The following is a 23,398-nucleotide window of genomic DNA, read 5'->3' on the forward strand; positions in this document are numbered from 1 at the left end:
GTGACGTGCATGGGCCAGAGTCATGTGTGGACTATGGACCCCGGAAAGCGGGGTCCGAAGTCCACGATCAGGATCGACGCTAGAGATCCGCCGGCGTCGAGGTGTCGAGACGACGACGATCGAGCGCCTCGATAAGTGCCGGCGCGTGGGAGTCCGGAACACAGAACTGTCCGTTCACCGGGACGATCAGTCCGAGGTCGACCATGGTGGCCAGTCGCATGAACACCCACGCGCTGACTTTCTCGACGTCGGTGTCGATGCCCGTGTCGAAAGCTTCGCCGTCATGTGCCGGGTCGTCGACCAGGGAACGAACGAGGATGAACCATAGTGCGGCGCATGCTGCGGTCATCTCGCGCTGCAACGAGGCTCCGTCTGGTGCGACAACGGGTTCCAGGCACGCGATGTAGGCCTCGACGAGACTTCGGCGTCTCCACTCCTCGCTCGGTGCCGAGAGCCAGTGATTGAACGCGTCGCCTGCTCGGATTGTTTGATCCTCGTTGCGCAGGACGCCCACTCCCAACGCGGTCGCGATAACCACCTGGTAGGTCACCGTCGACAGCAGTTCGCTGAGGGTGTCGCCTTCACCGGTCGGGCCCAGGGCGTCTCGAAGCTGCCTGCTCGAGCGCGGGTGTGCGAAGCAGGGGTCGGGAACGCTGCCGTTGTCTTCGCACCAGGCAGCAACCCGCCGGACGTGAGACGTCAGGGTGGTCGGACCGAGGGGTGCCGAGCGACGTCGCGGGACCGGTGCCATGCGTGGCGGGGAAACCCCGACCATCTCCGCGAGGTCGTTTGTCTGTGTCGGCGAAACACGTTCTTCGACAATGAATCTCGCGAAGAGATCGAGCGCATCGACAGTGTCGTCGGGTGACCACGGTCTGTGTCCGCAGTCGTCGGCGTACACGTCTGTGTCGAACAACTCCAGTGGTATGTCGGATCCCGCGACCAGGATGTCGTGTTCGCGCCTGGATCGGTCGACTGCCATCGCCGTCGAATATGCCGCCAACGGGTCTGTGGTGCAGCCTGACCGCACCAACCATTCGGCGAAACGTTTCAGCACGTCGTGCCAGCACAATGCCGGCCGTCTTTGCGCGGTGCGCTTTTCGGCCTTGGCCCTACGTTGGCTCTTACTCATCAGGTCCCCCCCAGGATCGTGTGCTCGGAGAGTACGGCCGGCGTACGACAGGACCTGATAGTGGAAATCTGCCCCCGGAAACCGGGGTCGATAGTCCACGATCATGTGATGAGAGACATGGCGATCGAGCACGTGATCGGTCTGGAGAAGGCACTACTCGATCCGGCGACGCGCTCATCGCAAACTGAACTCGACCGACTGCTTGACCCGTCGTTCGAGGAGATCGGCGCGTCGGGTCGGCTGTGGACGCGGCGCGAGATGATTGCGGCGCTGATCGACGCGCCCGAGTCCGAGCCCATCAAGAGCGCGAACTTCAACGGCCGGAGGATCGCCGACGACATAGTTCACGTGACCTACGAGACCTGGCATGAGGGTCGTCACGCGCGCCGAAGCTCGTGGTGGCGCAGGGTAGATGCTGGGTGGACGCTGCTGTTTCATCAGGGAACTCCAATCCAAGCAGTCGCCCGCAAGCGGTCGGCAGACATCAAGACGGCTCTTCCCAGATGACGGTGTAGGTCGGCCGGGCGCGTCGGTCCGCAGATAGACGTCGAGGTCTCCCGACGATGGAGGTTCCTACGCCATCCATCCGAAGACCTCGACGTGTCCGACGCTACCCCGCCGGCCGGCTTCGGCCGCCCTGACCTGACCGCCTTCGCGGCTCATCCCAATCGACCCTGATCGGGTCTGCTGACCCCCTCGACGAGAACGCAGCGACATCACAGCCACCCAACCCCGACCGTCCGGGAAGCCGGGGCACGTCACATGGCCTGTGCTGCGGGCGTGTCGAGTGGGTCGTCCAGGGGCGACGCAGGAGCGTCGACGCGACGTGCTGAGAGGTGGTTCCAACCGAGCGCTAGGACACCGGCTACAGGCATGGCGATAGGTCAGGAACGGCGTCGCTCCCTGCGCAGGAGGGAGCGCAGAGTCTCGGCGTTCGCGTAGCCGACCCGTAGCGCAATCTCGGCGGAGGTGAGATCCGTGGTTGCTGAGAGGTGCCGAGCTCGTTCGATGCGAAGCCGTTGGACGAAGCCGAGCGGAGTGAGGTTGAGCGCCGCACGGACTCGTCGTTCGAGGGTGCGCCGGCTGGTGCCGAGCGACTGCGCGACAAAGGCGACGTTGAACGGTTCGTCCAGGCGGGCGCGCACGAAGCGTTCGAACTCGACGACGATCGGGTCCTCGTGCCGGAGATGTTCGTAGGCGACGAAGGCCGCCTGCGACGGACGCTCGTCGATGATGAGGAGCTTGGCGACATGTTGGGCCAGGTCGGGGCTGATCGATCGCACGAGTGAGAGCGCGAGGTCGATGTGGGCGAACGCGGCGCCGGCGGTGACGAGGTTCCCGTCGACCACGACCATGGTGTCGAGATCGAGGGCGACGGTCGGATAGCGCTTCAGGAACTCCGGCCCCAGGAACCAGCTGGTCGTCGCCCGCCGATGATGCATCCGTCCAGTCTCGGCGACGGCGAACACGCCGGTGCACGCCGCGGCGATCCGGGTGGTCGCGTCGTCGAGGCGCCCGAGTGAGGCGATGACCGAACGTGCATCTCGGCTCTGGAGGGCGTCGTTGGTAGCGGCGGCGGTGAGGGTTCCAAGCGCAGGGACGACGACCACGTCGAACTCTCCGGACTCCGACAGCGGGTGGTCTACCGACAGGGTCATCGATGCCGTCGTGGTCACTCGCCGTTTCGGTCCGAGGATGGCGAGTTCGATCGGGTCGATCCGCGGGTCGACATCGCCGCGGGCTCCGTCGGCCACCCGCACGATGTCGATGACCGACGCGACAGCCGAACCGAAGCAGCCGTCGATCGCGATCAGTCCGATACGCATGGCGCGAACAATAGCAATACTGTCGTATACGCCACTCCCCACCGGCCCTCGCTCGTCATACGCTGACTTCGCCCCACGAAGAACCCCGACTTCAAGGAGAACCCCTCATGTCCACACCCGCATCACTTCCGTATGCCTTCGTCGCCAAGATCGTCGCGGCCGATGGACAGCACGACGCGCTCGCCGATCTGCTCGCCGGCGCTGTCGCACTCGCCAACGAAGAAGTAGGAACGATTGTCTGGTTCGCGGCTAGGACCCACGCCGACACCTTCTGGATCTTCGATGCATTCCCCGACGAGGCCGCTCGCGACGCCCACGCCAACGGCGCCATCGTCGCAGCCCTGATGGCCAACCAGCACCTCCTCGGCGCAGCACCCGAGATCCTGGCGGCCGACGTCCTCGCGTCCAAGCTCCCGTAGTCCGCCAACGCACGAGACGATCGCGCCCCGCCGAGCCGTCGGACCCGATCGCCTCGACACCCGCACCACGTTGACGATCCCCGACGGGCCGATCACGAGGAGGCCAGAGGAGATCCCGGACGCGGTCACGATGATGGATCCCTTCCACGTCGTGCGCCTGGCCGGTGACGCCCTCGACAGGTGTCGGCGCCGGGTCCAACTCGCGATCCACGGGCACCGTGGGTTCAGGGACGACCCGCTCTACAAGTCGCGGCGCACGCTGCACACCGGCGCGGACCTGCTTACCGACAAGCAGAGCGACAGGTTACGCGCGCTGTTCGTTGATGACGCTCACGTCGAGGTCGAGGCGACCTGGAGTGTCTACCAGCGCATGATCGCCGCCTATCGCCACGAGGACCGGCAACGTGGCCGCGAGCTCATGGAGAAGCTGATCACCGACCTCAGCGCCGGCGTCCCCAAGGTGCTCACCGAGCTCACCACCCTGGGCCGGACCCTGAAGAAGCGAGCCGCCGACGTGCTCGCCTACTTCGAACGACCCGGCACCAGCAACGGGCCGACCGAGGCGCTCAACGGACGGCTCGAACACCTGCGCGGCTCCGCACTCGGGTTCCGCAACCTGACCAACTACATCGCCCGAAGCCTGCTCGAGACCGGCGGCTTCAGACCCCAACTCCTACACCCCCGATTGGGATGAGCCATCAAGACTCGGTAACAGTCACAAAACGATCGGTCTTTTTCTCCCTGACGGTGCCAGAGTGATGACCATGCGACAGACAACGCGTCGAGCGGCAGTGGCCTTGGCACTCGCGATCCCGGTGTTACTGGGGGTGGGCGCGGGAACGGCATCCGCTGCACCCCAGACGTCGATCTTGCAGGTGCCCGTCGTGACGGGTCTGGAGATCGGCCCGGTCAGCGTGCCCGGCGGGCTCATCGAGACCACGCCGATCAAGGCGACGGTGGGGGAGAGACCGGGCTCGGTCCGGTTCTCCGCCGCCGACATCAAGCCGTACTACTACCAGTACAACTACCGGTGGATGACGGTGCAGTGGCGCAATCTCTCGACGGGAGCGGCCGGCGCCGTCGACTTCCGCCACTGGGCCTCCGAGGATCTCTCGGCTGTCGATCCGAATGCCGGCGCCCGAGGGCTCCCGCTCGACGTCGTGTCAGATACCGGACCCGGTCAGGTCGCCGTTGTGGTGACTCAGAGTCGACAGTTCCCCGCGCCGTTCTCCGAAACACTGTTCCCGGGGCTGGGCCTGCTGACCGTTCCGTGAGGCCGGCCGTCGCCGGTTGTGAATCATCCCAAGCGCGGTGACCTGCTGGGCACTACTGTCACGCTGAGTCCGGTTCGTGGCAGAGCCGGCCCTGTCGAGGAGCGTGGTGGCGTGGCGTCGGTGTTCGCTCAGCGCGCCAGCTACCAACGGCAAGGGATCCGTTTCATCGGCGGACCGTTGCCGTTGTCGTCGGAACGGAAAGTGTCCGACGCGTTCGGCAAGAAGCTTTCGCGCGACTACCTGTTCGTCGACGATCGAGAGTCCGATTTCATCGGTACCTGGCGTGGCAGTCGAGTGCAGCTGTATGGGGTGTCGCGCCGGGCCATCGAAGCAATCGTCAACCCGAAGATCGCCGGTGTGCACATCGATCGCGACACCGCCGCGCAGTATTCGTTCGGACAGCTGAGCCCCGAAGCGCTGACCTTCTCCTCTGCGCAACAGCCCCGTTTCCGCGACCGCAAACGCAACATGATCGTGGCGACGAGCGCCGGGTCCGCCCGTGCAGCGATGACGCGCGCACTGCCGACGCATGTTCGTGCGGACGACGACAGCATCGACCTGCGGCCGATCGTCACCGAGTGCGTCCGGACCGCTGTGGCGGAAGCAGTGTGGGGTGACGCGGCGACGACGGTGATCGACTATGTCGACGAGAGCGGCGCCCATGGGGCGCTGCCGTTTGCGGATGCGATGTACGGCAACTTCTTACGCCTTCGACGCTGTGCGAACACCTATGCCATGAGAGTCGAGCCACGGCTGCAACGGTGGACGTTTTCGCGGGAGCAGCGGTGGATGCGAATCAACACTCGGACGCTTCTGCAGCACGCCTCGGCTCTGGCGGATACGCCGCTCGACGACACCATCGCCGGCCAGATCAGGCGGTTGCACGGCATCTCGGGGTTCTCGTCGACCATGGTCCGTGACGACACCACGACGTCCTTCATCGCCGGCGTCGACACGACGCGCACGGCCATTCTCGCCACGCTGAAGCATCTGCTCGATCCCGCCAACACGCAGTGGAATGACGCCTTCTCGGCTGTCCCCGTCGAGTCGTTGGGCGATTCTGCAGTGGTCCGTGCGTGCGTGATGGAAGCGTTGCGCATCGACACCCCCGGGTCCGTGTTCAACGGGCGGGTGATCGAAGACTGCCGCATCGCGCTCGGTGACGGCAGTGTCCATCTGCACCGTAATACGCTGGTGATGCCGAACATTCATGCCGCGCACGCGGTTCACGGTCCGACATTCGATCCGAACCGGATACTGAACGCCCACGCGATGGATCACGTCGCCCCGCTGGTGATCCCCTTCGGGAAGGGTCCGAGATCGTGCCCTGGCAAGTCGTTCGCGTCGTCGATGATCGCGGTGTTCGTCCACGACTTCCTTCAGGCGTACCCGGACGCCGCGGTGGACACGACGCACCTGGACAACACCTATCCGATCCACACGGCATCCGAGCATGGTCTGCACGTGTCGCTGCGCGGCTGAGGTGTCAGGTCATCAGTGCGGCGGGAGCCCACGACGGCCATGACGGGTCCCCAACCAGTCGACCATGGTCGTAACGAGCGATAACGCGAAAGGGGTTGCTTGCGTTGGTATTGTCGTAGACGCGGGCATTTTCGACGACATCGATCGCGGATCGAACCAAGGGCCACAGGCGCACGTATCGCTCACGGACCTTTGCCTCGGGCACGGAATGACCGCCGATCTCGACGCGGTTGACGACGCGGGCTACGGCCAGGTCGACCGGAATGGCGACGATATGAAGTGTGACGAGGTACCCGGCCTCGTTCGCCGTCTCGATCAGATCGAGCTTCGACGGATGCGAGAAGACTGTCTCGGTGACGAACGACGCGGCCTGTGCGAGTAAGGCCACCCGCTGTTCGGCGGCCAACCTCGATGCGTCGTACGCGTGCGCTTGTTCGTCACCGGGCCAGGTCTCGGTAGCGATCTCGTCGGCGTTGACGAAGGGAAGATGAGTGACGGGCGCCAGCACCCGAGCAAAGAAGGTGCTCTTGCCGGCGCCGTTCGGGCCGGCAAGCAGGTGCAGAACCGGGTCGCGGGTCATTGCGTCAGGGACGATGCTCGATCACAGCGCCGTCTTCGTCGCATTCGACGAAGGCCCGTCCTTCTGCCTCGAATTCGCTGCGCAGATCCAGGCCTTCTGATATCGCGTCGATTCGCTCGGACCATTCCGCACGTACGACTGCCTGCTCTCGCGGGGTGAGCGCGTCGTAGTTCTGCCGACCTGCCAATACCCCGGCGATGTCGCGTGAGGCTATGTGATGTGAGGCCTCGATCTCACGCCCGACCAGTGCCCAGTGTGCAATTTGTTGGGCTGCGCTCCGGCTCGACGCACTGCCGACCAGCTTCGCCGATGCATACAGTTCATCGTCGACCCGTAGTGACGACGTCGTACCCATGAGCTGCTCCGTTCGTTGTCGTGCACTTAGTGTAGCAATCTGCCACAGCTATGTACTGCCGGATGATGACTAGCTGTCAGCAGTAACCCGAGCCGCCAGGAACGCTTCCGGATCGATCAGATCAGCCTGCCCGACGATCGATCCCAGGTCGGCGATACGCTCCACTCCGGTCAGCACCATCTCCTCCTCGACGGTCCCCTCTGCGTAGCCGTAGTAGCAGGTGGAGGTCGTGTGGTTGTGGTCCTTGTCGATGCGGTTGGCGCGGCCCTCGATCTGGCGGATGTCGATGGGTGTCCACCGAGGGTCGTGGATCAGCGTCACCCGGGGCGCGAGGGTGGACGCCGTGCCTTCGGGCAGCAGCATCTCGTTGGTGTGCAGATTGATGGCGCTCGTGGTGGTGGACACGATGACGGTGGCGTCCCCTGTCTGGAAGCGCCGGATCTCGGCCTCCTGCTCCGGACTGCTCATGCTTCCGTCGACCACCGCAACGGCAAGCCCGCTCTCGCGCAAGTCGTCGGCGAGAGCGGCGACGGACTCGCGGTAGAACATCGACACGAACACCTGGTTGCCGGCCTTCACCCACGTGCGCACTTGGTCGGCGGACGCGGGAATGCGGAGGTACGAACACTTCTGGCGGAACCGCAGCGTTGCAGCGCGAACACTCGGATTCTTCTGCAGCACCCGCTTGCCGCCGGACACCTTCCACATCGGCAGTCCGACCTCCTTGCGATAGTCGACCCATGCAGAGTTGTACAGCCGCTTCTGCGCGGCGGTCAGTTCTTGCCCGAGCGGTTCACGTGGTGTGGGCGGGGACGGTCGCGAGATCGACCACGGCACAGCACCTCCCGACAACCACTCGTGCACGGCAGCGATATCGCGCTCGCGGCGGGCAGCATCTTCTGGCTCCCAGCGCCACGTGGCCAGCCCGGTCGACGCCTTGCCGGCCTTGATCGCGAAGCCGGACTCTTCGAGGAAGTTGGCCCACTTCACGGTGAGGGCGTAGCCGAGCTGGTCGTCGTCGCCCATGATCTCGACGCCGCGTGACTGCTCGATCGCGCGCGCCATGTAGGCGAAGTGCAGCGGCTGGTAGCCGGGGGTCGCGGACATCCACACCACCGACCGCGCGGCTTCCTGGTAGCGCCACACGATCTGCGACTGCTGCGATTCGATGTTCATCAACGCATGGCACTCGTCGGCGATGACGACGTCGATGTCGAATCGCAGTTCGCCGAGTGTGATTGTTCGCTTGTTCTGTGTCCGTTTGCGTTTCCCCAGATCGGTGTCGGGCGGGACGGACAGCAGCTTCTTCGTCGACTGGTAGGTGACCAGGAGCCAGCGCTTACGGTCGGAGGGCTCGACGTCGGCCTCACTGTCCGCGATGGTGCGACGCCACCCCGGCAGCGCTCCCTTCGGTGCGACGACCAGGACGGTGCCGATCTCGGCAGCAGACATCTGCCGCACCGCCTCGCACACCGACAGGGTCTTGCCCAAGCCCGTGGAGTCCATCTGCGCGAAGTAGGGGAAGCCCTCCTCGAGGGCAGTGAGCTGCCGATGCACCGATTCGAGCTGGGTGTCGCGGGGCAGCAGCGAACGGGCATGCACCGTCTCGGGGCGCCAGGTCTCGTTGGCGTCGTCCTCGAGCCACCGCTGCAGGCTGTACGGCATCGACTCGTACGGCTGCAGGTACTCGGGCAACTCGGTGCCGTAGTACGCGAACACTCGTGGGCCGGGGTACCAGCGCGCTCCAGCAGCACTCGCGGCGGAGCGATCCTCGAAGGGGACGTCCAGCACCCACACGCGCTCACCGGCGTCGGGCACGCGCAGGTCCGGAGCTGCGGTCTTCTTCGCGGGTGTGCGGCGCTTGGTCGGCCTCTTGGCAGTGCCGGCGAACTTCCGGGCTGCGCTGCTCTGACCGGCCTTCACGGTACGAGTCGTGGTGGAGCGTCTACGTGGTGGCATCGGGAACATCCTCTCCGATCGCAACTGGTGGTCACGACAAGGGTCGTCGGCGGGAGTGGGGTCCTGTGCCGTGGGAACCAGGCACTGCCGAGAGTGGCATCGACGTCCGACACCGTCGACAAGGTTGGATACGACCGGGCCATATCCAACCTTGTGGCCATAAGGTTGGACATGGCCCGGTGTGGGGGCCTACCTCAGTCCCTGCGTTGCTCAGCACGCCAGGGGGCGCGGTGGGCCCAACGACTGGGTTTCCCCTGGATGTGGACACAGCCAGTGCACAGAGCAATCGGTGGAATGTGCGAGTGAACAATCGAGTCCGCATCCGTGTCAGTGCGCACTGCTATGTTGAATTTGCCTCCACTCGGACGGCAACCCCCTCATTTCTCTCACCGGGAGACGCATGCTTGACAAGAAGATTCTGTACGTGGACCTCGACAACACGCTGGTCAATTTCCAATCCGGTATCGACCGACTGCACCCCTCCGAGATCGTCGGCTTCGAGAAAGACCTGGACGAGGTTCCGCGCATCTTCTCGCTGATGAAGCCTATCGACGGCGCGTTGGAAGCCTACAAATTGCTGGCTGAGCATTTTGATACCTACATTCTGTCCACCGCTCCGTGGAAGAACGCCCAGGCGTGGCACGACAAGGTCAAGTGGGTGCAGTGGCACCTGGGCTACGAGTCGGGGTCGGTGGCCTACAAGCGCCTCATCCTCTCCCACCACAAGAACCTCAACCGGGGAGATTTCCTGGTGGATGATCGACGTGCCAACGGTGCAGAGACATTCGAGGGTGAGCTGATCCCGTTCGGTACCGAGAAATTCGCCACCTGGGACGACGTGACCAACTATCTTCTCCCGCTGGCTTGACCGGCGAGGACGGCCTGTTCGCCACTGCGGAACTTCTCAGCAGGACGGGCGACCTGGATGAGTCGAGCGCACCCACCCCATGGCTGGTGAGGCAGGTCCTTGCATCGCGGCACGATGTCGAGCAGTTGGCCCACTGGACGGCGTCGACCGTAATCGACGACAACGTGCAGGCACCAGTGTTCGACGAGGCAACCTTCGCCTGGCTTCACCGGGGCCTACCCGGTGCTTACGAATTCCCCATCGGCCATGCGGGACTGATGCACACGTACGGCTATCTGCTGTCGACGGTGATCACCCCGTACGGACTGAAGCGTCAGAGGTGGCTCACGAACGACCTGGCCGTCGCCTTCGGCAAGGAACCCACTTACCTCCAGCCGACGGCATCTGAGACGCCTCTGATGGAGCGTGTCGCATCCACGGTCCTGCCGGCGCTCAGCGACCCGGTCGGAACCACACGAGTCGTCCTCGCCTTCGACGAGGTGGTCGACACAGTCAACGCGATGCGCACGGTCTACGTGGCCGATCCCGGAAGCGGTTCCACCGCAGTCGTGTACGGACTTGTGACGAGCTCGAAGACCCAGATCGTCTCGACCTTCCCGGTCCAGCCCTTGGCGCAAGAGTGGGCGCGGACTCGACTGAGTGAGCCGACCCGGTACCGCTTCAACTACGCCCCACCCACAGCTCCACCGGGAAGTGCCTTCGACGGGTCGACGGAAGTGCTCGTGTCCCGCGTCTGACGTTGTTGCGTCAGCCGACCTCGACGACCTCCAACGCACCGTCCGCATGCGACCCGCGCAGCCGCTTCTTGTCGAACTTGCCGACACTCGTCTTCGGCACCTCGTCGATGAAGGTCCAGCGTTCCGGCAACTGCCAGTGCGCAACTCGGCCCTCGAGGAAGTCGCGGAGCTCCTCGGCGGTCACGGTCTGACCCTCGCGCACGACGACGGCGACGAGTGGTCGCTCGTCCCACTTCTCATCGGGCACCCCGATGACCGCGGCCTCGCGCACAGCGGAATGCTCCATGACGTGGTTCTCGAGCTCGACGGACGAGATCCATTCGCCACCGGACTTGATGATGTCCTTCGACCGGTCGGTCAGCGTCAGGTATCCGCCCTCGGAGATGGTGCCGACATCGCCCGTCCGCAGCCACCCGTCGTCGAACTTGTCGGACGCGTCGCTGCGGTAGTAGCTGCCCGTGATCCACGGCCCGCGCACCTCGAGTTCGCCGACGTGCGTGCCGTCCCACGGCAAGACGGTGCCCGAATCATCGACCAGGCGAGCGCGGACAGCGGACACGAAACGTCCCTGGGTGCAACGCAAGTCGAACTCGTCCTCCGGAGACAGTCCGACGTCGGGGCGCCCGGACGTGCCGAGCGGCGACGTCTCCGTCATGCCCCACGCCTGGGAGATGGGAACGCCGTACTTTTCGTGGAACGCGCGCATCAGGCTCGGCGGGCAGGCGCTGCCGCCCACGGTGACGTCGCGCAGGCTCGACAGATCTGCCGGGTGGTCCTCGAGGTGGGCGAGCAGTGCCTGCCAGATGGTGGGGACAGCGGCGGCCGCGGTGGGTCGAAGCGTCGTCATCATCTCTGCCAGAGGCGCCGGTTGCAGGAAGCGATCCGGCATAATGAGCGACGCCCCCACCATCAGCGCGGCGTACGGCAGTCCCCAGGACATGGCGTGGAACATCGGCACGATGGCGAGCACGGTGTCCGACTGCGCGAGCGCCATGGCATCGGTCATGCAGACCTGCATCGAGTGCAGCCAAATCGACCGGTGCGAGTAGACGACGCCCTTCGGGTCGCCGGTCGTACCCGAGGTGTAACACATTGCTGCAGCGGATCGTTCGTCGAGCTCGGGCCAGTCGTACTCGTCGGGGTGGCCTGCGAGCACGTCCTCGTAGCCCAGCACCTCGATGTGGTCCGGTGCCTGCACCTGTGCGGGGTCGGCGCCCACGACGACGAGGTGCCGCACGGTCGTCATGGTCGGCAGGAGCGGCGTCAGCAGGGGGAGCAGGCTGGCGTCGGCGATGATGACGCTGTCCTCGGCGTGCTCGACGATGTACGTGAGCTGCTCGGGGAACAGGCGGATGTTCAGCGTGTGCAGCACGGCACCCATGGCCGGCACGGCCATGTAGGCCTCCATGTGCTGCGAGTTGTTCCACATGAAGGTGGCGACGCGCTGGTCCCCGTCGATCCCGAGCGCTCGGAGACCGTGGGCGAGTTTGGCGGCGCGTCGACCGAGTTCGGCGAACGTGATGTTCGACGGCCCCGCCTCGCTCCACGTGGTGATCGTCGCCGATGCGTGCATCGACGTGCCGTATCGAACGAGCTGGCCGATGGACAACGGGGTGTCCTGCATGGTGCTCTTCATGACTCTCCTGCCGGTCGATCCGCGAGGCGCACGACCTACGTGCCCTGTGTCACATTGTGCACACTGCGGCTCGGCAGGGACCCGATATCAGTCCTTGTAGTAGACGACCTGGTGTCCGGTGGCGAGGAGAGTGCCGCTGGTGCTCCACAGCTCGGCGGTCTGGTCGAAGTAGCCCTGATGGAATCGTCGTGCGTGCGCGGTCCCGAGGACGTACCCGTCGGACTGCGCCGCCAGATCCTCCGCCGTCGCGAAGTAGTGAACAGTGAGCGAGATGGTTCCGGCGGCGACGTACTTCCCGCGCCGCTGGAAGACCCGCGGGTAGAAGATGTCGCTCATCGACGTCAGGGACGCGAAGTCCATCGGGCGCGGCGGAGAGTCTCGGACCCACAGTGTCGCAACGGAATCGGCGGACTCCGTCTCGGTCAATGCGCCGGCGGTGAACCGCATCTCGTAGTTGTTCGCCCAGGCGATGAACTCGGGGAAGTCGACCGTGTCGACGTCCGCGGGGTCGGGCATCGCGGGCGGCGACGACTCGAGGGCGTCCCAGGTGGTGCGGCGCGTACCGAAGACCGCGGTCGCGGTGGTGGCGACCGTGCCGTCCTGGCTCAGTTCTAGGTACCAGTGTTGGTTGCTGCGATTCGTCCGCACGGCGCGAGTGGAGATCTCGAACTCGCCCTCGGCGATGGGGCCCGCGAAGTTCACGGTCAGCGTCACCGGGTCGCCCAGTCGATCGGGATGAAGCTCGACGGCTCGGACTAGCGTCGCGGCGGTGAGCCCGCCGAATGGGCCGACCATGTTGTTGTACGGCGCGGAGGTCCGGCCGCGGTAGCGACCGTCGCCCAGAGGCTCGAGGGTGAGGCCGTCGTCGAAGGCGTGCGATCCGGGGTGAGTCATGAGTCGTCCTGATTCGGTAGTTGTATGCACCGAAGCATAACGGTGGTCTGAGCGGGATGGCGACACCGCGGATCGACCGGCGCATTCTGTTAGCGCTAACACGTCGCAAAGTCCAGTTCGGAGGACCCGTTGACATCGTCGATGTTATCGCTCACACTCGCTGGGCGGTGTGATTCACACCACTCGACAGCAGCATGATCCGCAGCACGGCGGTTCGAATGCCGTCCCTGCCGACCAGCCACCACCCGAGGAGACACGATGAAGTTCCGACACCTACCGGTGGCTGCGGCCGCGGTGGCGATAGCGATCACGGTGACCGCCTGCGGGTCCAGCACGAAGACCGCCGACGTCGCCCCCTCTGCGGGCGGTGACACGGCCGGCGCTCTGATCGGTGTCACCATGCCGACCAAGTCGTCCGCTCGATGGATCGCCGACGGCGACAACCTCAAGAGCGCGCTGGAGTCGAAGGGCTACAAGGTCGACCTGCAGTACGCCGAGAACGACATCCCCACCCAGGTCAACCAGATCGAGAACCAAATCACCCAGGGCGCGAAGCTGCTGATCGTGGCGTCCGTCGACGGCACCGCCATCACCACGCAGCTGCAGGAAGCCAAGGACAACGGCATCGGCGTCATCGCGTACGACCGCCTGATCCGCAACTCGCCGAACGTCGACTATTACGCCACCTTCGACAACTACAAGGTCGGCGTCGACCAGGCCACGTCCCTCCTGGTCGGCCTGGGCCTGAAGAACGAGGACGGCACCGACAAGGCCGATGCCCCCGCCGGCCCGTTCAACATCGAGGTCTTCGCCGGTTCGCCCGACGACAACAACGCCACCTTCTTCTTCGACGGTGCCATGGAGACCCTGAAGCCGTACCTGGACAAGGGAACCCTGAAGATCGGCAGCGGCGAGTCCGACTTCGAGACGGCCGCAACCCTTCGGTGGGACCCGGCTACCGCTCAGAAACGCATGGAAGACCTGCTGACCAAGACGTACTCGTCGGGCCAGAAGGTTCAGGGCGTGCTCTCGCCCTACGACGGTCTGTCCATCGGAATCCTGTCCGCGCTCAAGAGCAACGGATACGGAACCGCCGGTCAGCCTTACCCGATCGTCACCGGTCAGGACGCCGAGGTTCCGTCGGTCAAGTCGATCATCGCCGGTGAGCAGTACGCCACCATCTACAAGGACACCCGCGAGTTGGCGGCGGTCACCATCCAGATGGCGCAGGCAGTTCTCGAGGGCCAGACCCCCGAGACCAACAACACGACCGATTACGACAACGGTGAGAAGGTCGTTCCCGCCTACCTGCTGCAGCCCGAGATCGTCTACAAGGACAACTACGAGAAGCTCCTCGTCGACGGCGGCTACTACACCCAGGATCAATTGAAGTGAGTTCGGCGATGACGAGCCAGATCTTGGAGATGCGCGGGATCACCAAGACGTTCCCGGGTGTGAAAGCGCTGCAGGATGTCACGCTGACGGTGGAGCGCGGCGAGATCCACGCGATCTGCGGCGAGAACGGCGCAGGAAAGTCCACGCTCATGAAGGTTCTGTCGGGTGTGTATCCCCATGACACGTTCGACGGCGACATCGTGTTCGACGGTCAGGCCTGCGAGTTCTCCGACATCCGGAGCAGCGAGTCCAAGGGCATCGTCATCATCCACCAGGAACTCGCGCTCAGTCCGTATCTGTCCATCGCCGAGAACATCTTCCTCGGCAACGAGCGGTCCAAGCGTGGGTTCATCGACTGGAACCGCACCAACTCCGAGGCCGCAGCCCTACTGAACCGTGTAGGGCTGCGGGAGAACCCGGTCACCGTCGTCAACGACCTCGGTGTCGGAAAGCAGCAACTCGTGGAGATCGCCAAGGCGCTGTCCAAGGACGTGACGCTGCTGATTCTCGACGAACCGACCGCAGCACTGAACGATTCGGATTCCACCCACCTCCTCGACCTGCTTCGCGGTCTGCGGGACGAGGGCATCACGTGCGTGATCATCTCGCACAAGCTGAACGAGATCGCGGCCATCGCCGACCGGACCACGATCATCCGTGACGGTCGCACCATCGAGACACTGGACATGCGTGACCCGGACGTCACCGAGGATCGCATCATCTCGCTCATGGTCGGCCGCGATCTCGAGCACCGCTTCCCGCCGCACGAATCGACGGTGGGGGAGGAGGTGCTGCGCATCGAGGACTGGACCGTGCACAGTCCCACCCAGCACGGCCGCATGGTCGTCGACAAGGCGAACCTCACGCTGCGACGCGGCGAGATAGTCGGCCTCGCCGGTCTGATGGGTGCCGGCCGTACGGAGCTGGCCATGAGCGTCTTCGGGCGCAGCTACGGCACAGACATCTCCGGGCGGCTGTACAAGTACGGCACAGAGATTCACGTCAAGTCCGTCAACGACGCGATCGAGCACGGTCTCGCGTACGCGACCGAGGATCGCAAGCGTTACGGCCTCAATCTGATCGACGACATCAAGCGCAACATCTCCACCGCGGCCCTGGACAAGTTGGTCGCACACGGATTCGTCGACGACAACCACGAGTACGAGGTTGCCGAGGGCTTCCGCAAGAGCATGAACATCAAGGCTCCCAACGTGGAGGCCGTCGTCGGCAAGCTGTCCGGCGGCAACCAGCAGAAGGTCGTGTTGAGCAAGTGGATCTTCAGTGATCCGGACGTGCTCATCCTCGACGAGCCGACGCGAGGAATCGACGTCGGCGCCAAGTTCGAAATCTATTCGATCATCAACAGCCTCGCCGATGCAGGCAAGGCCGTTCTCGTGATCTCGTCCGAGCTGCCCGAACTGTTGGGGCTGTGCGATCGGATCTACGCGCTGTCCGCAGGCCGCATCACCGGTGAGGTGACTCGGGAGGACGCGACGCAGGAATCTCTCATGCATCTCATGACCCGTGGAACAGGAGTACTTCGATGAATCAGCTGTCGACCGTCCGGGGGCTGCTCACGCGAAACCTCCGCCAGAGCGGAATTTTCATCGCCTTCGCGTTGATCATCCTGCTCTTCACCGCGCTCACCGGTGGACAACTTCTGGTGCCGCAGAACATCAGCAACATGGTGGTGCAGAACTCCTACATCCTGATCCTGGCCATCGGCATGGTCGTGATCATCATCGCCGGCCACATCGACCTGTCCGTGGGATCGGTGGTCGCGGCCACCGGTGCCATCGCCGGTGTCCTCATGGTTCAACAGAACGTGCCATGGCCACTCGCGGTGCTGATCACGCTCGTCGTGGGCGGACTGATCGGAGCCTGGCAGGGCTACTGGGTCGCGTACTTCGGCATCCCCGCGTTCATCGTGACTCTGGCGGGCATGCTCGTCTTCCGCGCGGTCACCCTGATCGTGCTCGGCAACCAGGGCATCGGGCCGTTCCCCGGACCGGTGCGGACACTGTCCAACGGCTTCCTCCCGGGATTCCTGGGCAACGTCGGCCTCGGGCCCTTGGGCGGCGCCGACATCTTCACGCTGCTGGTCGCCATCGCTGCGATCGCCGGAATCGTATTCAGCCAGTGGCGGACTCGAACCGGACGGCAGAAGTACGGCCAGGTCGTCGACGCGCTGCCGCTGTTCCTGGCCAAGGTCACCTTCGCCGGATTGCTCGTGCTGGCGATCGCCGTGCAGCTGGCCCGCTTCAAGAACCTGCCGTACGTGTTGATCCTCCTCGCGGTACTGGTGATGGGGTACTCGACACTGGCGGGCAAGACCGTGTTCGGCCGGCACGTCTACGCCATCGGCGGCAACATCCACGCCGCATCGCTCTCCGGCATCAAGGTCAAGCCGGTCACGTTCTGGCTGTTCGTGAACATGGGCGTCCTGTCGGCCCTGGCGGGAATCATCTTCGCCGGCCGCCTGAACCAGGCCGGACCCACCGCAGGCAACGGATTCGAGCTCGACGCCATCGCCGCCGCGTTCATCGGTGGCGCAGCCGTGCAGGGTGGTGTCGGGCGCATCGTCGGTGCACTCACCGGCGGACTGATCATCGCCGTCATCAACAGCGGGATGTCGCTCATCGGATCACCCAGCGAGCGAGTCCAGTTGGTGAAGGGCCTCGTCCTCCTCGCGGCCGTCGCCTTCGACATCTGGACGAAGCGCCGAGCCGCCAGCGGACGCGGAGGTGGACCCGACAAGGCCGAGAAACCGGCACCGTCCACTTACATGGGTCTCCCGGTTCCGGCCGAGATGTTGGGCGGTTCCACCGACACGAAAGCTGCCCCCGCAGCCACCGCGTCGCCGCCCGTGTCGAGGTAGATCGGCGCGGCGGGGCCGAACCTGCGATCCTGGACGACGGACGAGTGAACTGGGGGGACTGTGACGCCGATTCGAGGGCCCGCCATGACGGACGTGGCCAAGCTTGCCGGGGTGTCCCACCAGACCGTCTCGCGGGTGATCAACGGTCATCCCCACGTCACCGACGCGACCAGGGCGCGGGTCACGCAGGCCATCACCCAGCTGGGTTACAGGCCCAACACCGCGGCTCGGGCTCTGGTCACCGGAAGCAACCGCACTATCGGCATCGTCGCGACGGGAGTTGCTCTGCACGGGCCGGTCTCGACGCTGTACAGCGTCGAGCGGGCCGCCCGACAGGCCGGCTACTCGGTGCTGGTGGGGGTTCCGACCTCGCTGGAGGAGGACGCCATCAACGCGTGCGTTCGGAGTCTGCACAAGCAGGGTGTCGACGGGGTCGTCGTGGTGGCGCCGCTGCGCACCGACAACGGCGACATCGCGGGGCTGGCCGGCGAACTGCCGCTCGTCGCGGTCGAGGGATCGCCCGCCGGAGATCTCGCGGTGGTGTCCGTCGACCAGGTCCTCGGAGCGAGGGACGCCACGTCGCATCTCCTGGAACTCGGGCACCGAGAGGTGTGGCACGTGGCCGGGCCTCTGGGGTGGTACGAGGCCGCGGACCGGGTGAGCGGGTGGCGGTCGGTGCACGAGGAGCGGGGGATCGATCCGCCGCCGATGATGAACGGGGACTGGACCGCCCGGTCGGGCTACGCGGCCGGCACCGTCCTCGCGCAGATCAAGGGTGTCACCGCCGTGTTCGCGGGAAACGACTCCATGGCGCTCGGAGTGCTGCGCGCACTCGACGCCCACGGGCGACGGGTTCCCGAGGACATCAGCCTGGTCGGTTTCGACGATGTCCCCGACGCCGAGTTCTACTCACCGCCGCTCACCACGATCCGCCAGGAATTCAGCGAGGTGGGCGTCCGGAGCGTCGAGATCCTGCTCGAGCAGATCGAGTCCGGTAAGTCGAGCACCCGACGCTTCAGCATCGCCCCCAGCCTGGTCACCCGAGCGAGCACGGCTGCGCCGGCCGACTGAGGAGGGGCCTCGGCACGTCCCGGCCCGTCCGATCGGAAACGACTCGCACTGTCGGAACCGGCAGGTACGTTCTGATTCGTCGCGCTCGACCGGCGGCGTCGAACGTACGAGGGAGTGCCACAGATCGTGACCGTGACGGACACAGAACTGATCAACACAGTGACGCAGGCCCTGACGGACGACGCGTCCGTCACCGACGAGATCGCGTACGTCGTTCTCGCCGCGCTCGAGGGCGACGCCGAGCTCGCCAGCGAACTCCACGGATCCGTGGAACACGAGATCTTGCAGCCGGACTCGCCCGCGACCGGGGACGATCCCGTGGGTGCATTCGTGTCCTCCATCGAGGTGACCGGGTTCAGGGGCATCGGTCCGACGTCGCGATTGTCACTGATACCTGGACCTGGCATCACGGTGGTCTCGGGGCGGAACGGATCCGGCAAGTCGAGTTTCGCGGAAGCGCTGGAGTTCGCCCTCACCAGCAAGTCGTACCGCTGGAGTGCCAACAAGAAGAGCGTTGTGTGGGCCTCGTCCTGGCGCAACATGCACCACGACGGCGAGGCGTCGATCCGTGTGGGGTTGACCATCGACGGGCGGCCCGAGACCACAGTCGGTGTCGACTGGTCCGCGGGGTCGGAACTCGACGACGCCGCATTCTGGGTGCAGGAGAAGAAGGCGTCGAGGTCGACAGGAACGGACACCCTCGGGTGGCGAGACGCGCTCGATTCCCATCGACCCATCCTGTCGTACGACGAGGTCGGCCGAATGTTCGAGCAGGAACCCTCCGCCCTCTACGACGCCATCGCAAAACTGCTGGGGCTCGACGCGGTGGCGGCTGCGGAGAAGCGCCTGGCAGAGAGGCACGGTGAGCTGAAGAAGCCGCGTACTGCGGCGACACAATCGAAGAAGTCGGTCAAGGCGGCAGTCGAAGCGTCGGGCGATGAACGTGCTGCTGCCGCATTCCAGCAGCTGCGCAAGCACAAGCCGGACGTCGACGTCGTCGCGGGCATCGCAACAGGTTCCGAGGCGGCGTCCTCGGCGGTCGTGGCGGCCTTGCGGCGTCTGTCCGCACTGCGGACAGCGGAGATCAGCGACATCGACCAGGCGGTGGCGCGGTTCGAACGCGCCCGAGAAGCTCTGTCTACCGTGACCGGCGTGGTGGCAGACGAACAGGAACGGTTGCTCGACCTGTTGGCCAGTGCTCTGGAACTGCATCCCGCCGGTGACGGTCGACCGTGCCCCGTGTGTGGTGAGGGGATCTTGGACGACGCCTGGGCCGAGCGTTCGCGACTCGCGCTCGAGGCGGGTCGAACGGACACCCAGCGCTACCGCGACGCGAAGTCGGAGTTCGATGCGGTAGCGCGCTCCCTGAGAGATCTCGCTCTCTCAGCACCGCTTGCCGTCGATGACACCGGTGGACTGGACCTCGAGGTCTACCGAGGCGCCCGTGAGATCGCGCGGACCCTGCCCTCGGACCCGATGTCACTCGGCGACCACGTCACAGCTTCACTGCCGGCGCTCGTGGAGGCTGCCGCCGGAGTGAGAGAGCAAGCAGCGCAGGCACTCGCTCAGTTGGAGACCGACTGGACGCCACTCGCTGAGCAGCTCGCCCGATGGGTGGACCTCGAGCGCGAGGCGCGAGCGGTCGAGGAACAGCTCACCCGCGTCGACGCCGCGCGGACGTGGCTCTCCGGGCACATCGATGTCCTGCGCGACGAGCGGTTGGCGCCCATCGGTGAGCAGGCCCGTCGCATCTGGTCGATGCTGAGGCAGGAGTCCAACGTCGACATCGGTCGGATCACTCTGGAGGGCCGCGCGACTCGCCGTAAGGCCAGCATCGAGGCGTCGGTCGACGGTCAGCCGACGGGGGCCCTGTCCGTGATGAGTCAGGGCGAGCTGCACGCACTGACGTTGGCGCTGTTCATTCCGCGTGCGACCACCGAGGGAAGCCCGTTCCGCTTCCTGGTTCTCGACGATCCCATCCAGGCGATGGATCCGGCCAAGATCGACGGGTTCGTCGACGTTCTCGTCGATCTCGCAGCTACCCGCCAGGTCGTGGTCTTCTCGCACGACGATCGACTGCCGGCCGCACTGCGCCGACGGTCCATCGGGGCCCGACTCGTCGAGGTGACGCGCGAGGCTGGATCCTCGGTTCGGCTGGCCGAGGCCGACACGCCTGCTCAGCGCTACGTCACCGACGTTCATGCCACGGTGCGAGACGAGCTCCTACCCGACGAGGTCAAGCGTCGGGCAGTGCAAGCGATCTTCCGCTTGGCGATCGAAGCGGCAGCCTGGGATCGCTACATTCGGACGCAGACTGCAGACGGCACCGCATGGGTCGATCTGGAGCGCACGTGGTCCGAGACTCAGAAGACAAGGGGCCGGATCGCGCTGGCGATGGGGAAGTCCGACCAGGAAATTGGTGCGTGGTTGTCCTATCGAGAGTGGAGAGGCGGCTCGCTGAACTACGCCAACAAGGGTGTGCACGGCGCCGGCTCGATCCCGACCAAGTCTCACGCGAGCGATCTGAACAAACTCGTCGACGAACTCTTGGCGGTGCCGTGACGACGCCCGCGGAGTTGCTCGGATACGCCCGGCGACTTCTCGAGGAGGAACCGGTGACCGGCCAGAATGCCCGTCTCGCAGCCGTACTCGCCCGGCAGGCACTCGAGTCGGTGGTCGAGGCGCGCTGCGCAGCGGTCGGCGAGGGTGTCGTGCACGCCAGCATGAAAGTAAGGCTGATCGTGTTGTATGCGCTCGCGCCCAACGACGAGTCGGTGCGCACACTCGACTATGCCTGGGGCCGCCTGTCTCAGGCGTGCCATCATCACGCCTACGAGCTGTCGCCCACTGTCACCGAGGTGCGCACCCTGTGCGAATCCGTCACCGGGTTTCTGGTCGACGCGTGAGCATCAGCCCTCGGTCTGCTCCCCGATCGACGCCAGGTGATCGCGCAGATCTGCCATCCCATCGGCTGTGAGTCCGAGTGCCTCGCCGTGCTCGGTGGCGGCCGCCTCGAAGATGGTCACGAGGGGTGCGTACTTGCGAAGCAGCTTCGTCCGCTTCGCTTCGTCGACCAGATACTTCAGGCTGCCGGCGTTGTCGACGAAGTCGGAAACCTTCACCAGAAACACCTTCGGATCGCGGATCACCGCCGTCACGTGTTCGACGTACTGCGCGGCACGGTCCTCGCCGGTGCGCGGCGGGGTGGTGACAGTCACGACGAGGCGTGCGACCTCCGCACCGAAGTGTGCCTCGAGTGCGCCGAGAGCCTGGCTCCCGCCGAGTAGTTCGACGATGCGGTCGGACTGATCCTCGACGGTGTCGTGCAGGGCCGTGGCCACGAGTACGTCGAGATCAGCACATCCGTACCTCATGAGACGCAGCACGTTTCGAGACGGGTGCGTGATGTACGGATCGTTGATCTGATCGCCGCGAGTGGTGCGGCGCTGCATCAGATGGGCGTAGGACGGGGACTGCCCCCACTTCGGTTGACGCGTGGGGTTGATCGGATCAGGCCGCTTGTGCGGCCCTATTGATTGTCTCAAACTCGATCGGAGTGAGCTTGCCGAGGCGTCGCTGGCGGCGCTTGCGGTGGTAGGACCTCTCGATCCAGGTCACGATCGCCAGGCGTAGTTGCTCGCGGGTGGACCACCGTTGCCGGTCGAGGACGTTCTTCTGTAGTAGCGCGAAGAACGATTCCATCGCAGCGTTGTCACCGCATGCCCCGACACGGCCCATGGATCCTCGCAAAGCATTGTGCGACAGCGCATGTACGAACTTCCGCGATCGGAATTGACTACCCCGGTCGGAGTGGACGATGGTCCCGGTCGGACCGCGTTGCGCGACCGCGTTGTCGAGCGCGGACACCGCCAACGAGGCCTTCATTCGAGAGTCGATCGAGTAGCCGACGATCCTGTTGGACCACACGTCCTTGATCGCGCAGAGATAGAGCTTGCCCTCGTCGGTGCGGTGCTCGGTGATGTCGGTCAGCCACAACTCGTCTGCAGCCGTTGCGGAGAATCGGCGGTCGACGAGGTCGTCGTGAACTGGAGGACCAGCTTTCCTGGTCAGCCCGCGCTTCTTCGAGAACACAGACCAGATGCGTTCTTGCGAGCACAACCGGGCGACCCGGTTCTCGCCGGCGGTGATGCCGCGATCGGGCAGCTCGTCGGCGATGAACCGGTACCCGAACGCGGGATCGTCCGCGTGAATGGAACGGGCAGCGTGGATCAGGTGCGCATCGTCCCAGTCACGTTGCGTCACTGGTGCTTTCTTCCATTTGTAGAACGCTTGGGTGGAGAACCCGAGCACCCGGCAGGTCACCGTGACGGGCACTCCTTCGGCGGCAAGGTCGAGGACCAGCGGGTAGATCATTTTGGGTTGACGTCCCGAGAGAGGTAGCCGACGGCGCGGCGCATCACCTCCGCTTCCTGCTCGAGCATCTTGATGCGCTTGCGGGCTTCCCGCAGCTCGACGGACTCGCTGCTCGTGGGCGACCCGTCAGCGGAGGTGATCCCGTCGTCGCGGTCGGCGATCTTGAGCCAGCGGTGCAGGCAGCCTTCGGAGATTCCGAAGTCCTTCGCGATCTGACGCAGCGGAGCCTCGCCCTTGCGTGCGACGGCGATGACGTCGCGGCGGAACTCCTCGGGGAATGCTTTCGGCATGGGGAGCATCCTTCCACCGTGAGGAGCGATCCTCACAGATCAGATGTCAACCGAACCGGGGGCAGTCCCACGCCACGGCGAGAGCATCCTCGAGCGGTGAGGTCTCGAGTCCTCGACCGCGCGCCTCGTACCGGATGGCGTGGGCGAGCAGTGACGGGTCCATCTCCTTCAACGGCACGTCATTCAGTGCGCGGGTGAGGGCGTCGGACGTCGATGTCATGGGGTCCT

The 23,398-nt window shown here is 65.1% G+C and carries 22 protein-coding genes and 1 pseudogene; 13 read left to right on the plus strand and 10 right to left on the minus strand.

From position 1 onward, the window contains the following. Positions 1–79: 79 nt before the first annotated feature. Positions 80–538, minus strand: coding sequence for a hypothetical protein (locus tag HQ325_RS15480; protein ID WP_222630721.1), 459 nt, complete (start codon positions 536–538; stop codon positions 80–82). Between the two features lie 711 nt (positions 539–1,249). Here HQ325_RS15480 and HQ325_RS15485 point away from each other — a divergent pair. Continuing rightward, positions 1,250–1,639, plus strand: a complete 390-nt coding sequence (locus tag HQ325_RS15485; RefSeq protein WP_200933818.1) for a DUF4440 domain-containing protein — start codon at positions 1,250–1,252, stop codon at positions 1,637–1,639. A gap of 377 nt (positions 1,640–2,016) precedes the next feature. Here HQ325_RS15485 and HQ325_RS15490 read toward each other — a convergent pair whose 3' ends face one another. After that, a complete protein-coding gene (locus HQ325_RS15490; protein WP_027504856.1) occupies positions 2,017–2,958 on the minus strand; it encodes a GlxA family transcriptional regulator in 942 nt (313 codons plus the stop codon). A gap of 107 nt (positions 2,959–3,065) precedes the next feature. Here HQ325_RS15490 and HQ325_RS15495 point away from each other — a divergent pair, with 107 nt between their 5' ends. From HQ325_RS15495 to HQ325_RS22870, 4 genes and pseudogenes are all read left to right on the plus strand, one after another. After that, positions 3,066–3,377 (plus strand): putative quinol monooxygenase, encoded by a 312-nt coding sequence (locus HQ325_RS15495; protein WP_006247389.1) that lies wholly within the window; start codon positions 3,066–3,068, stop codon positions 3,375–3,377. Between the two features lie 94 nt (positions 3,378–3,471). Beyond that, positions 3,472–4,071, plus strand: a pseudogene (locus tag HQ325_RS15500) (transposase); the annotation flags it as partial. Between the two features lie 70 nt (positions 4,072–4,141). Next, positions 4,142–4,651, plus strand: coding sequence for a hypothetical protein (locus tag HQ325_RS15505; protein WP_261778151.1), 510 nt, complete (start codon positions 4,142–4,144; stop codon positions 4,649–4,651). Positions 4,652–4,762: 111 nt separating this feature from the next. Beyond that, positions 4,763–6,133, plus strand: coding sequence for a cytochrome P450 (locus HQ325_RS22870; protein WP_222630722.1), 1,371 nt, complete (start codon positions 4,763–4,765; stop codon positions 6,131–6,133). A gap of 4 nt (positions 6,134–6,137) precedes the next feature. On the opposite strand, the gene HQ325_RS15515 is transcribed toward HQ325_RS22870, so the two are convergent. The 3 genes from HQ325_RS15515 to HQ325_RS15525 all read right to left on the minus strand — a co-directional run bounded on the left by HQ325_RS15515 (position 6,138) and on the right by HQ325_RS15525 (position 9,027). Next, positions 6,138–6,713, minus strand: coding sequence for a zeta toxin family protein (locus HQ325_RS15515; RefSeq protein WP_222630724.1), 576 nt, complete (start codon positions 6,711–6,713; stop codon positions 6,138–6,140). 4 nt (positions 6,714–6,717) lie between these two features. Further along, entirely contained in the window at positions 6,718–7,068 is a 351-nt protein-coding gene (locus HQ325_RS15520; RefSeq protein ID WP_222630726.1) for a ParD-like family protein, read from the minus strand. Positions 7,069–7,137: 69 nt separating this feature from the next. Continuing rightward, positions 7,138–9,027 carry a DEAD/DEAH box helicase gene (locus tag HQ325_RS15525; RefSeq protein WP_261778150.1) on the minus strand — a complete coding sequence of 630 codons (1,890 nt, stop codon included), beginning with the start codon at positions 9,025–9,027 and terminating at the stop codon, positions 7,138–7,140. 400 nt (positions 9,028–9,427) lie between these two features. Between HQ325_RS15525 and HQ325_RS15530 the strand changes: the two genes are divergently transcribed. Together HQ325_RS15530 and HQ325_RS15535 are read left to right on the plus strand one after the other, a co-directional pair. Continuing rightward, positions 9,428–9,895 carry a hypothetical protein gene (locus HQ325_RS15530; RefSeq protein WP_222630731.1) on the plus strand — a complete coding sequence of 156 codons (468 nt, stop codon included), beginning with the start codon at positions 9,428–9,430 and terminating at the stop codon, positions 9,893–9,895. Positions 9,896–10,059: 164 nt separating this feature from the next. After that, complete coding sequence (locus HQ325_RS15535) at positions 10,060–10,632, plus strand: hypothetical protein (protein WP_222630732.1); 573 nt, start codon at positions 10,060–10,062, stop codon at positions 10,630–10,632. A gap of 10 nt (positions 10,633–10,642) precedes the next feature. Here the strand turns inward: HQ325_RS15535 and HQ325_RS15540 are convergent, their stop codons facing one another. Then, positions 10,643–12,268, minus strand: coding sequence for a long-chain fatty acid--CoA ligase (locus tag HQ325_RS15540; protein WP_222630733.1), 1,626 nt, complete (start codon positions 12,266–12,268; stop codon positions 10,643–10,645). 87 nt (positions 12,269–12,355) lie between these two features. Then, positions 12,356–13,162: an acyl-CoA thioesterase II gene (locus tag HQ325_RS15545; RefSeq protein ID WP_222630734.1), complete on the minus strand. Its 807-nt coding sequence runs from the start codon at positions 13,160–13,162 to the stop codon at positions 12,356–12,358. Between the two features lie 258 nt (positions 13,163–13,420). On the opposite strand from HQ325_RS15545, the gene chvE reads away from it, so the two are divergent. The 6 genes from chvE to HQ325_RS15575 all read left to right on the plus strand — a co-directional run bounded on the left by chvE (position 13,421) and on the right by HQ325_RS15575 (position 21,412). After that, positions 13,421–14,557, plus strand: a complete 1,137-nt coding sequence (gene chvE, locus HQ325_RS15550; RefSeq protein ID WP_222630735.1) for a multiple monosaccharide ABC transporter substrate-binding protein — start codon at positions 13,421–13,423, stop codon at positions 14,555–14,557. An 8-nt stretch (positions 14,558–14,565) separates the two neighbouring features. After that, positions 14,566–16,104 (plus strand): multiple monosaccharide ABC transporter ATP-binding protein, encoded by a 1,539-nt coding sequence (mmsA, locus tag HQ325_RS15555; RefSeq protein WP_222630736.1) that lies wholly within the window; start codon positions 14,566–14,568, stop codon positions 16,102–16,104. Then, positions 16,101–17,435, plus strand: a complete 1,335-nt coding sequence (mmsB, locus tag HQ325_RS15560; RefSeq protein ID WP_222630737.1) for a multiple monosaccharide ABC transporter permease — start codon at positions 16,101–16,103, stop codon at positions 17,433–17,435. The genes mmsA and mmsB overlap by 4 nt, the downstream gene beginning before the upstream one ends. A gap of 84 nt (positions 17,436–17,519) precedes the next feature. Continuing rightward, positions 17,520–18,506, plus strand: coding sequence for a LacI family DNA-binding transcriptional regulator (locus tag HQ325_RS15565; RefSeq protein ID WP_081821144.1), 987 nt, complete (start codon positions 17,520–17,522; stop codon positions 18,504–18,506). 132 nt (positions 18,507–18,638) lie between these two features. Next, positions 18,639–21,068, plus strand: a complete 2,430-nt coding sequence (locus HQ325_RS15570) for an AAA family ATPase (RefSeq protein ID WP_222630738.1) — start codon at positions 18,639–18,641, stop codon at positions 21,066–21,068. Next, the gene (locus HQ325_RS15575) at positions 21,065–21,412 is read left to right on the plus strand and encodes a hypothetical protein (RefSeq protein ID WP_308014394.1); all 348 of its coding nucleotides are present in this window, start codon (positions 21,065–21,067) and stop codon (positions 21,410–21,412) included. The genes HQ325_RS15570 and HQ325_RS15575 overlap by 4 nt, the downstream gene beginning before the upstream one ends. Positions 21,413–21,415: 3 nt before the next feature. On the opposite strand, the gene HQ325_RS15580 is transcribed toward HQ325_RS15575, so the two are convergent. The 3 genes from HQ325_RS15580 to HQ325_RS15590 all read right to left on the minus strand — a co-directional run bounded on the left by HQ325_RS15580 (position 21,416) and on the right by HQ325_RS15590 (position 23,390). Next, complete coding sequence (locus HQ325_RS15580; RefSeq protein ID WP_222630739.1) at positions 21,416–21,958, minus strand: HD domain-containing protein; 543 nt, start codon at positions 21,956–21,958, stop codon at positions 21,416–21,418. 58 nt (positions 21,959–22,016) lie between these two features. Continuing rightward, a protein-coding gene (locus tag HQ325_RS15585) for an IS3 family transposase (protein ID WP_222630741.1) occupies positions 22,017–23,170 on the minus strand; the annotation gives its coding sequence in 2 pieces (ribosomal slippage) (positions 22,017–22,882 and positions 22,882–23,170; 1,155 coding nt in all). 46 nt (positions 23,171–23,216) lie between these two features. Further along, the gene (locus HQ325_RS15590; protein ID WP_222630743.1) at positions 23,217–23,390 is read right to left on the minus strand and encodes a hypothetical protein; all 174 of its coding nucleotides are present in this window, start codon (positions 23,388–23,390) and stop codon (positions 23,217–23,219) included. Positions 23,391–23,398: the final 8 nt, after the last annotated feature.

Origin of the sequence: Rhodococcus sp. BP-349 (assembly GCF_019835845.1) — a bacterium.
GTDB lineage: Bacteria > Actinomycetota > Actinomycetes > Mycobacteriales > Mycobacteriaceae > Rhodococcoides.

Excerpts from the sequence above, each read along its gene's own strand:
- HQ325_RS15525 (WP_261778150.1), bottom strand. The coding sequence starts at position 9,027 with ATGCCACCACGTAGACGCTCCACCACGACTCGTACCGTGAAGGCCGGT.
- HQ325_RS15490 (WP_027504856.1), bottom strand. The coding sequence starts at position 2,958 with ATGCGTATCGGACTGATCGCGATCGACGGCTGCTTCGGTTCGGCTGTC.
- mmsA (WP_222630736.1), top strand. The coding sequence starts at position 14,566 with ATGACGAGCCAGATCTTGGAGATGCGCGGGATCACCAAGACGTTCCCG.
- HQ325_RS15505 (WP_261778151.1), top strand. The coding sequence starts at position 4,142 with ATGCGACAGACAACGCGTCGAGCGGCAGTGGCCTTGGCACTCGCGATC.
- HQ325_RS15495 (WP_006247389.1), top strand. The coding sequence starts at position 3,066 with ATGTCCACACCCGCATCACTTCCGTATGCCTTCGTCGCCAAGATCGTC.
- HQ325_RS15545 (WP_222630734.1), bottom strand. The coding sequence starts at position 13,162 with ATGACTCACCCCGGATCGCACGCCTTCGACGACGGCCTCACCCTCGAG.
- HQ325_RS15590 (WP_222630743.1), bottom strand. The coding sequence starts at position 23,390 with ATGACATCGACGTCCGACGCCCTCACCCGCGCACTGAATGACGTGCCG.
- HQ325_RS15485 (WP_200933818.1), top strand. The coding sequence starts at position 1,250 with ATGGCGATCGAGCACGTGATCGGTCTGGAGAAGGCACTACTCGATCCG.
- HQ325_RS15540 (WP_222630733.1), bottom strand. The coding sequence starts at position 12,268 with ATGAAGAGCACCATGCAGGACACCCCGTTGTCCATCGGCCAGCTCGTT.
- HQ325_RS15530 (WP_222630731.1), top strand. The coding sequence starts at position 9,428 with ATGCTTGACAAGAAGATTCTGTACGTGGACCTCGACAACACGCTGGTC.
- HQ325_RS15565 (WP_081821144.1), top strand. The coding sequence starts at position 17,520 with ATGACGGACGTGGCCAAGCTTGCCGGGGTGTCCCACCAGACCGTCTCG.
- HQ325_RS15515 (WP_222630724.1), bottom strand. The coding sequence starts at position 6,713 with ATGACCCGCGACCCGGTTCTGCACCTGCTTGCCGGCCCGAACGGCGCC.
- mmsB (WP_222630737.1), top strand. The coding sequence starts at position 16,101 with ATGAATCAGCTGTCGACCGTCCGGGGGCTGCTCACGCGAAACCTCCGC.
- HQ325_RS15520 (WP_222630726.1), bottom strand. The coding sequence starts at position 7,068 with ATGGGTACGACGTCGTCACTACGGGTCGACGATGAACTGTATGCATCG.
- chvE (WP_222630735.1), top strand. The coding sequence starts at position 13,421 with ATGAAGTTCCGACACCTACCGGTGGCTGCGGCCGCGGTGGCGATAGCG.
- HQ325_RS15580 (WP_222630739.1), bottom strand. The coding sequence starts at position 21,958 with ATGCAGCGCCGCACCACTCGCGGCGATCAGATCAACGATCCGTACATC.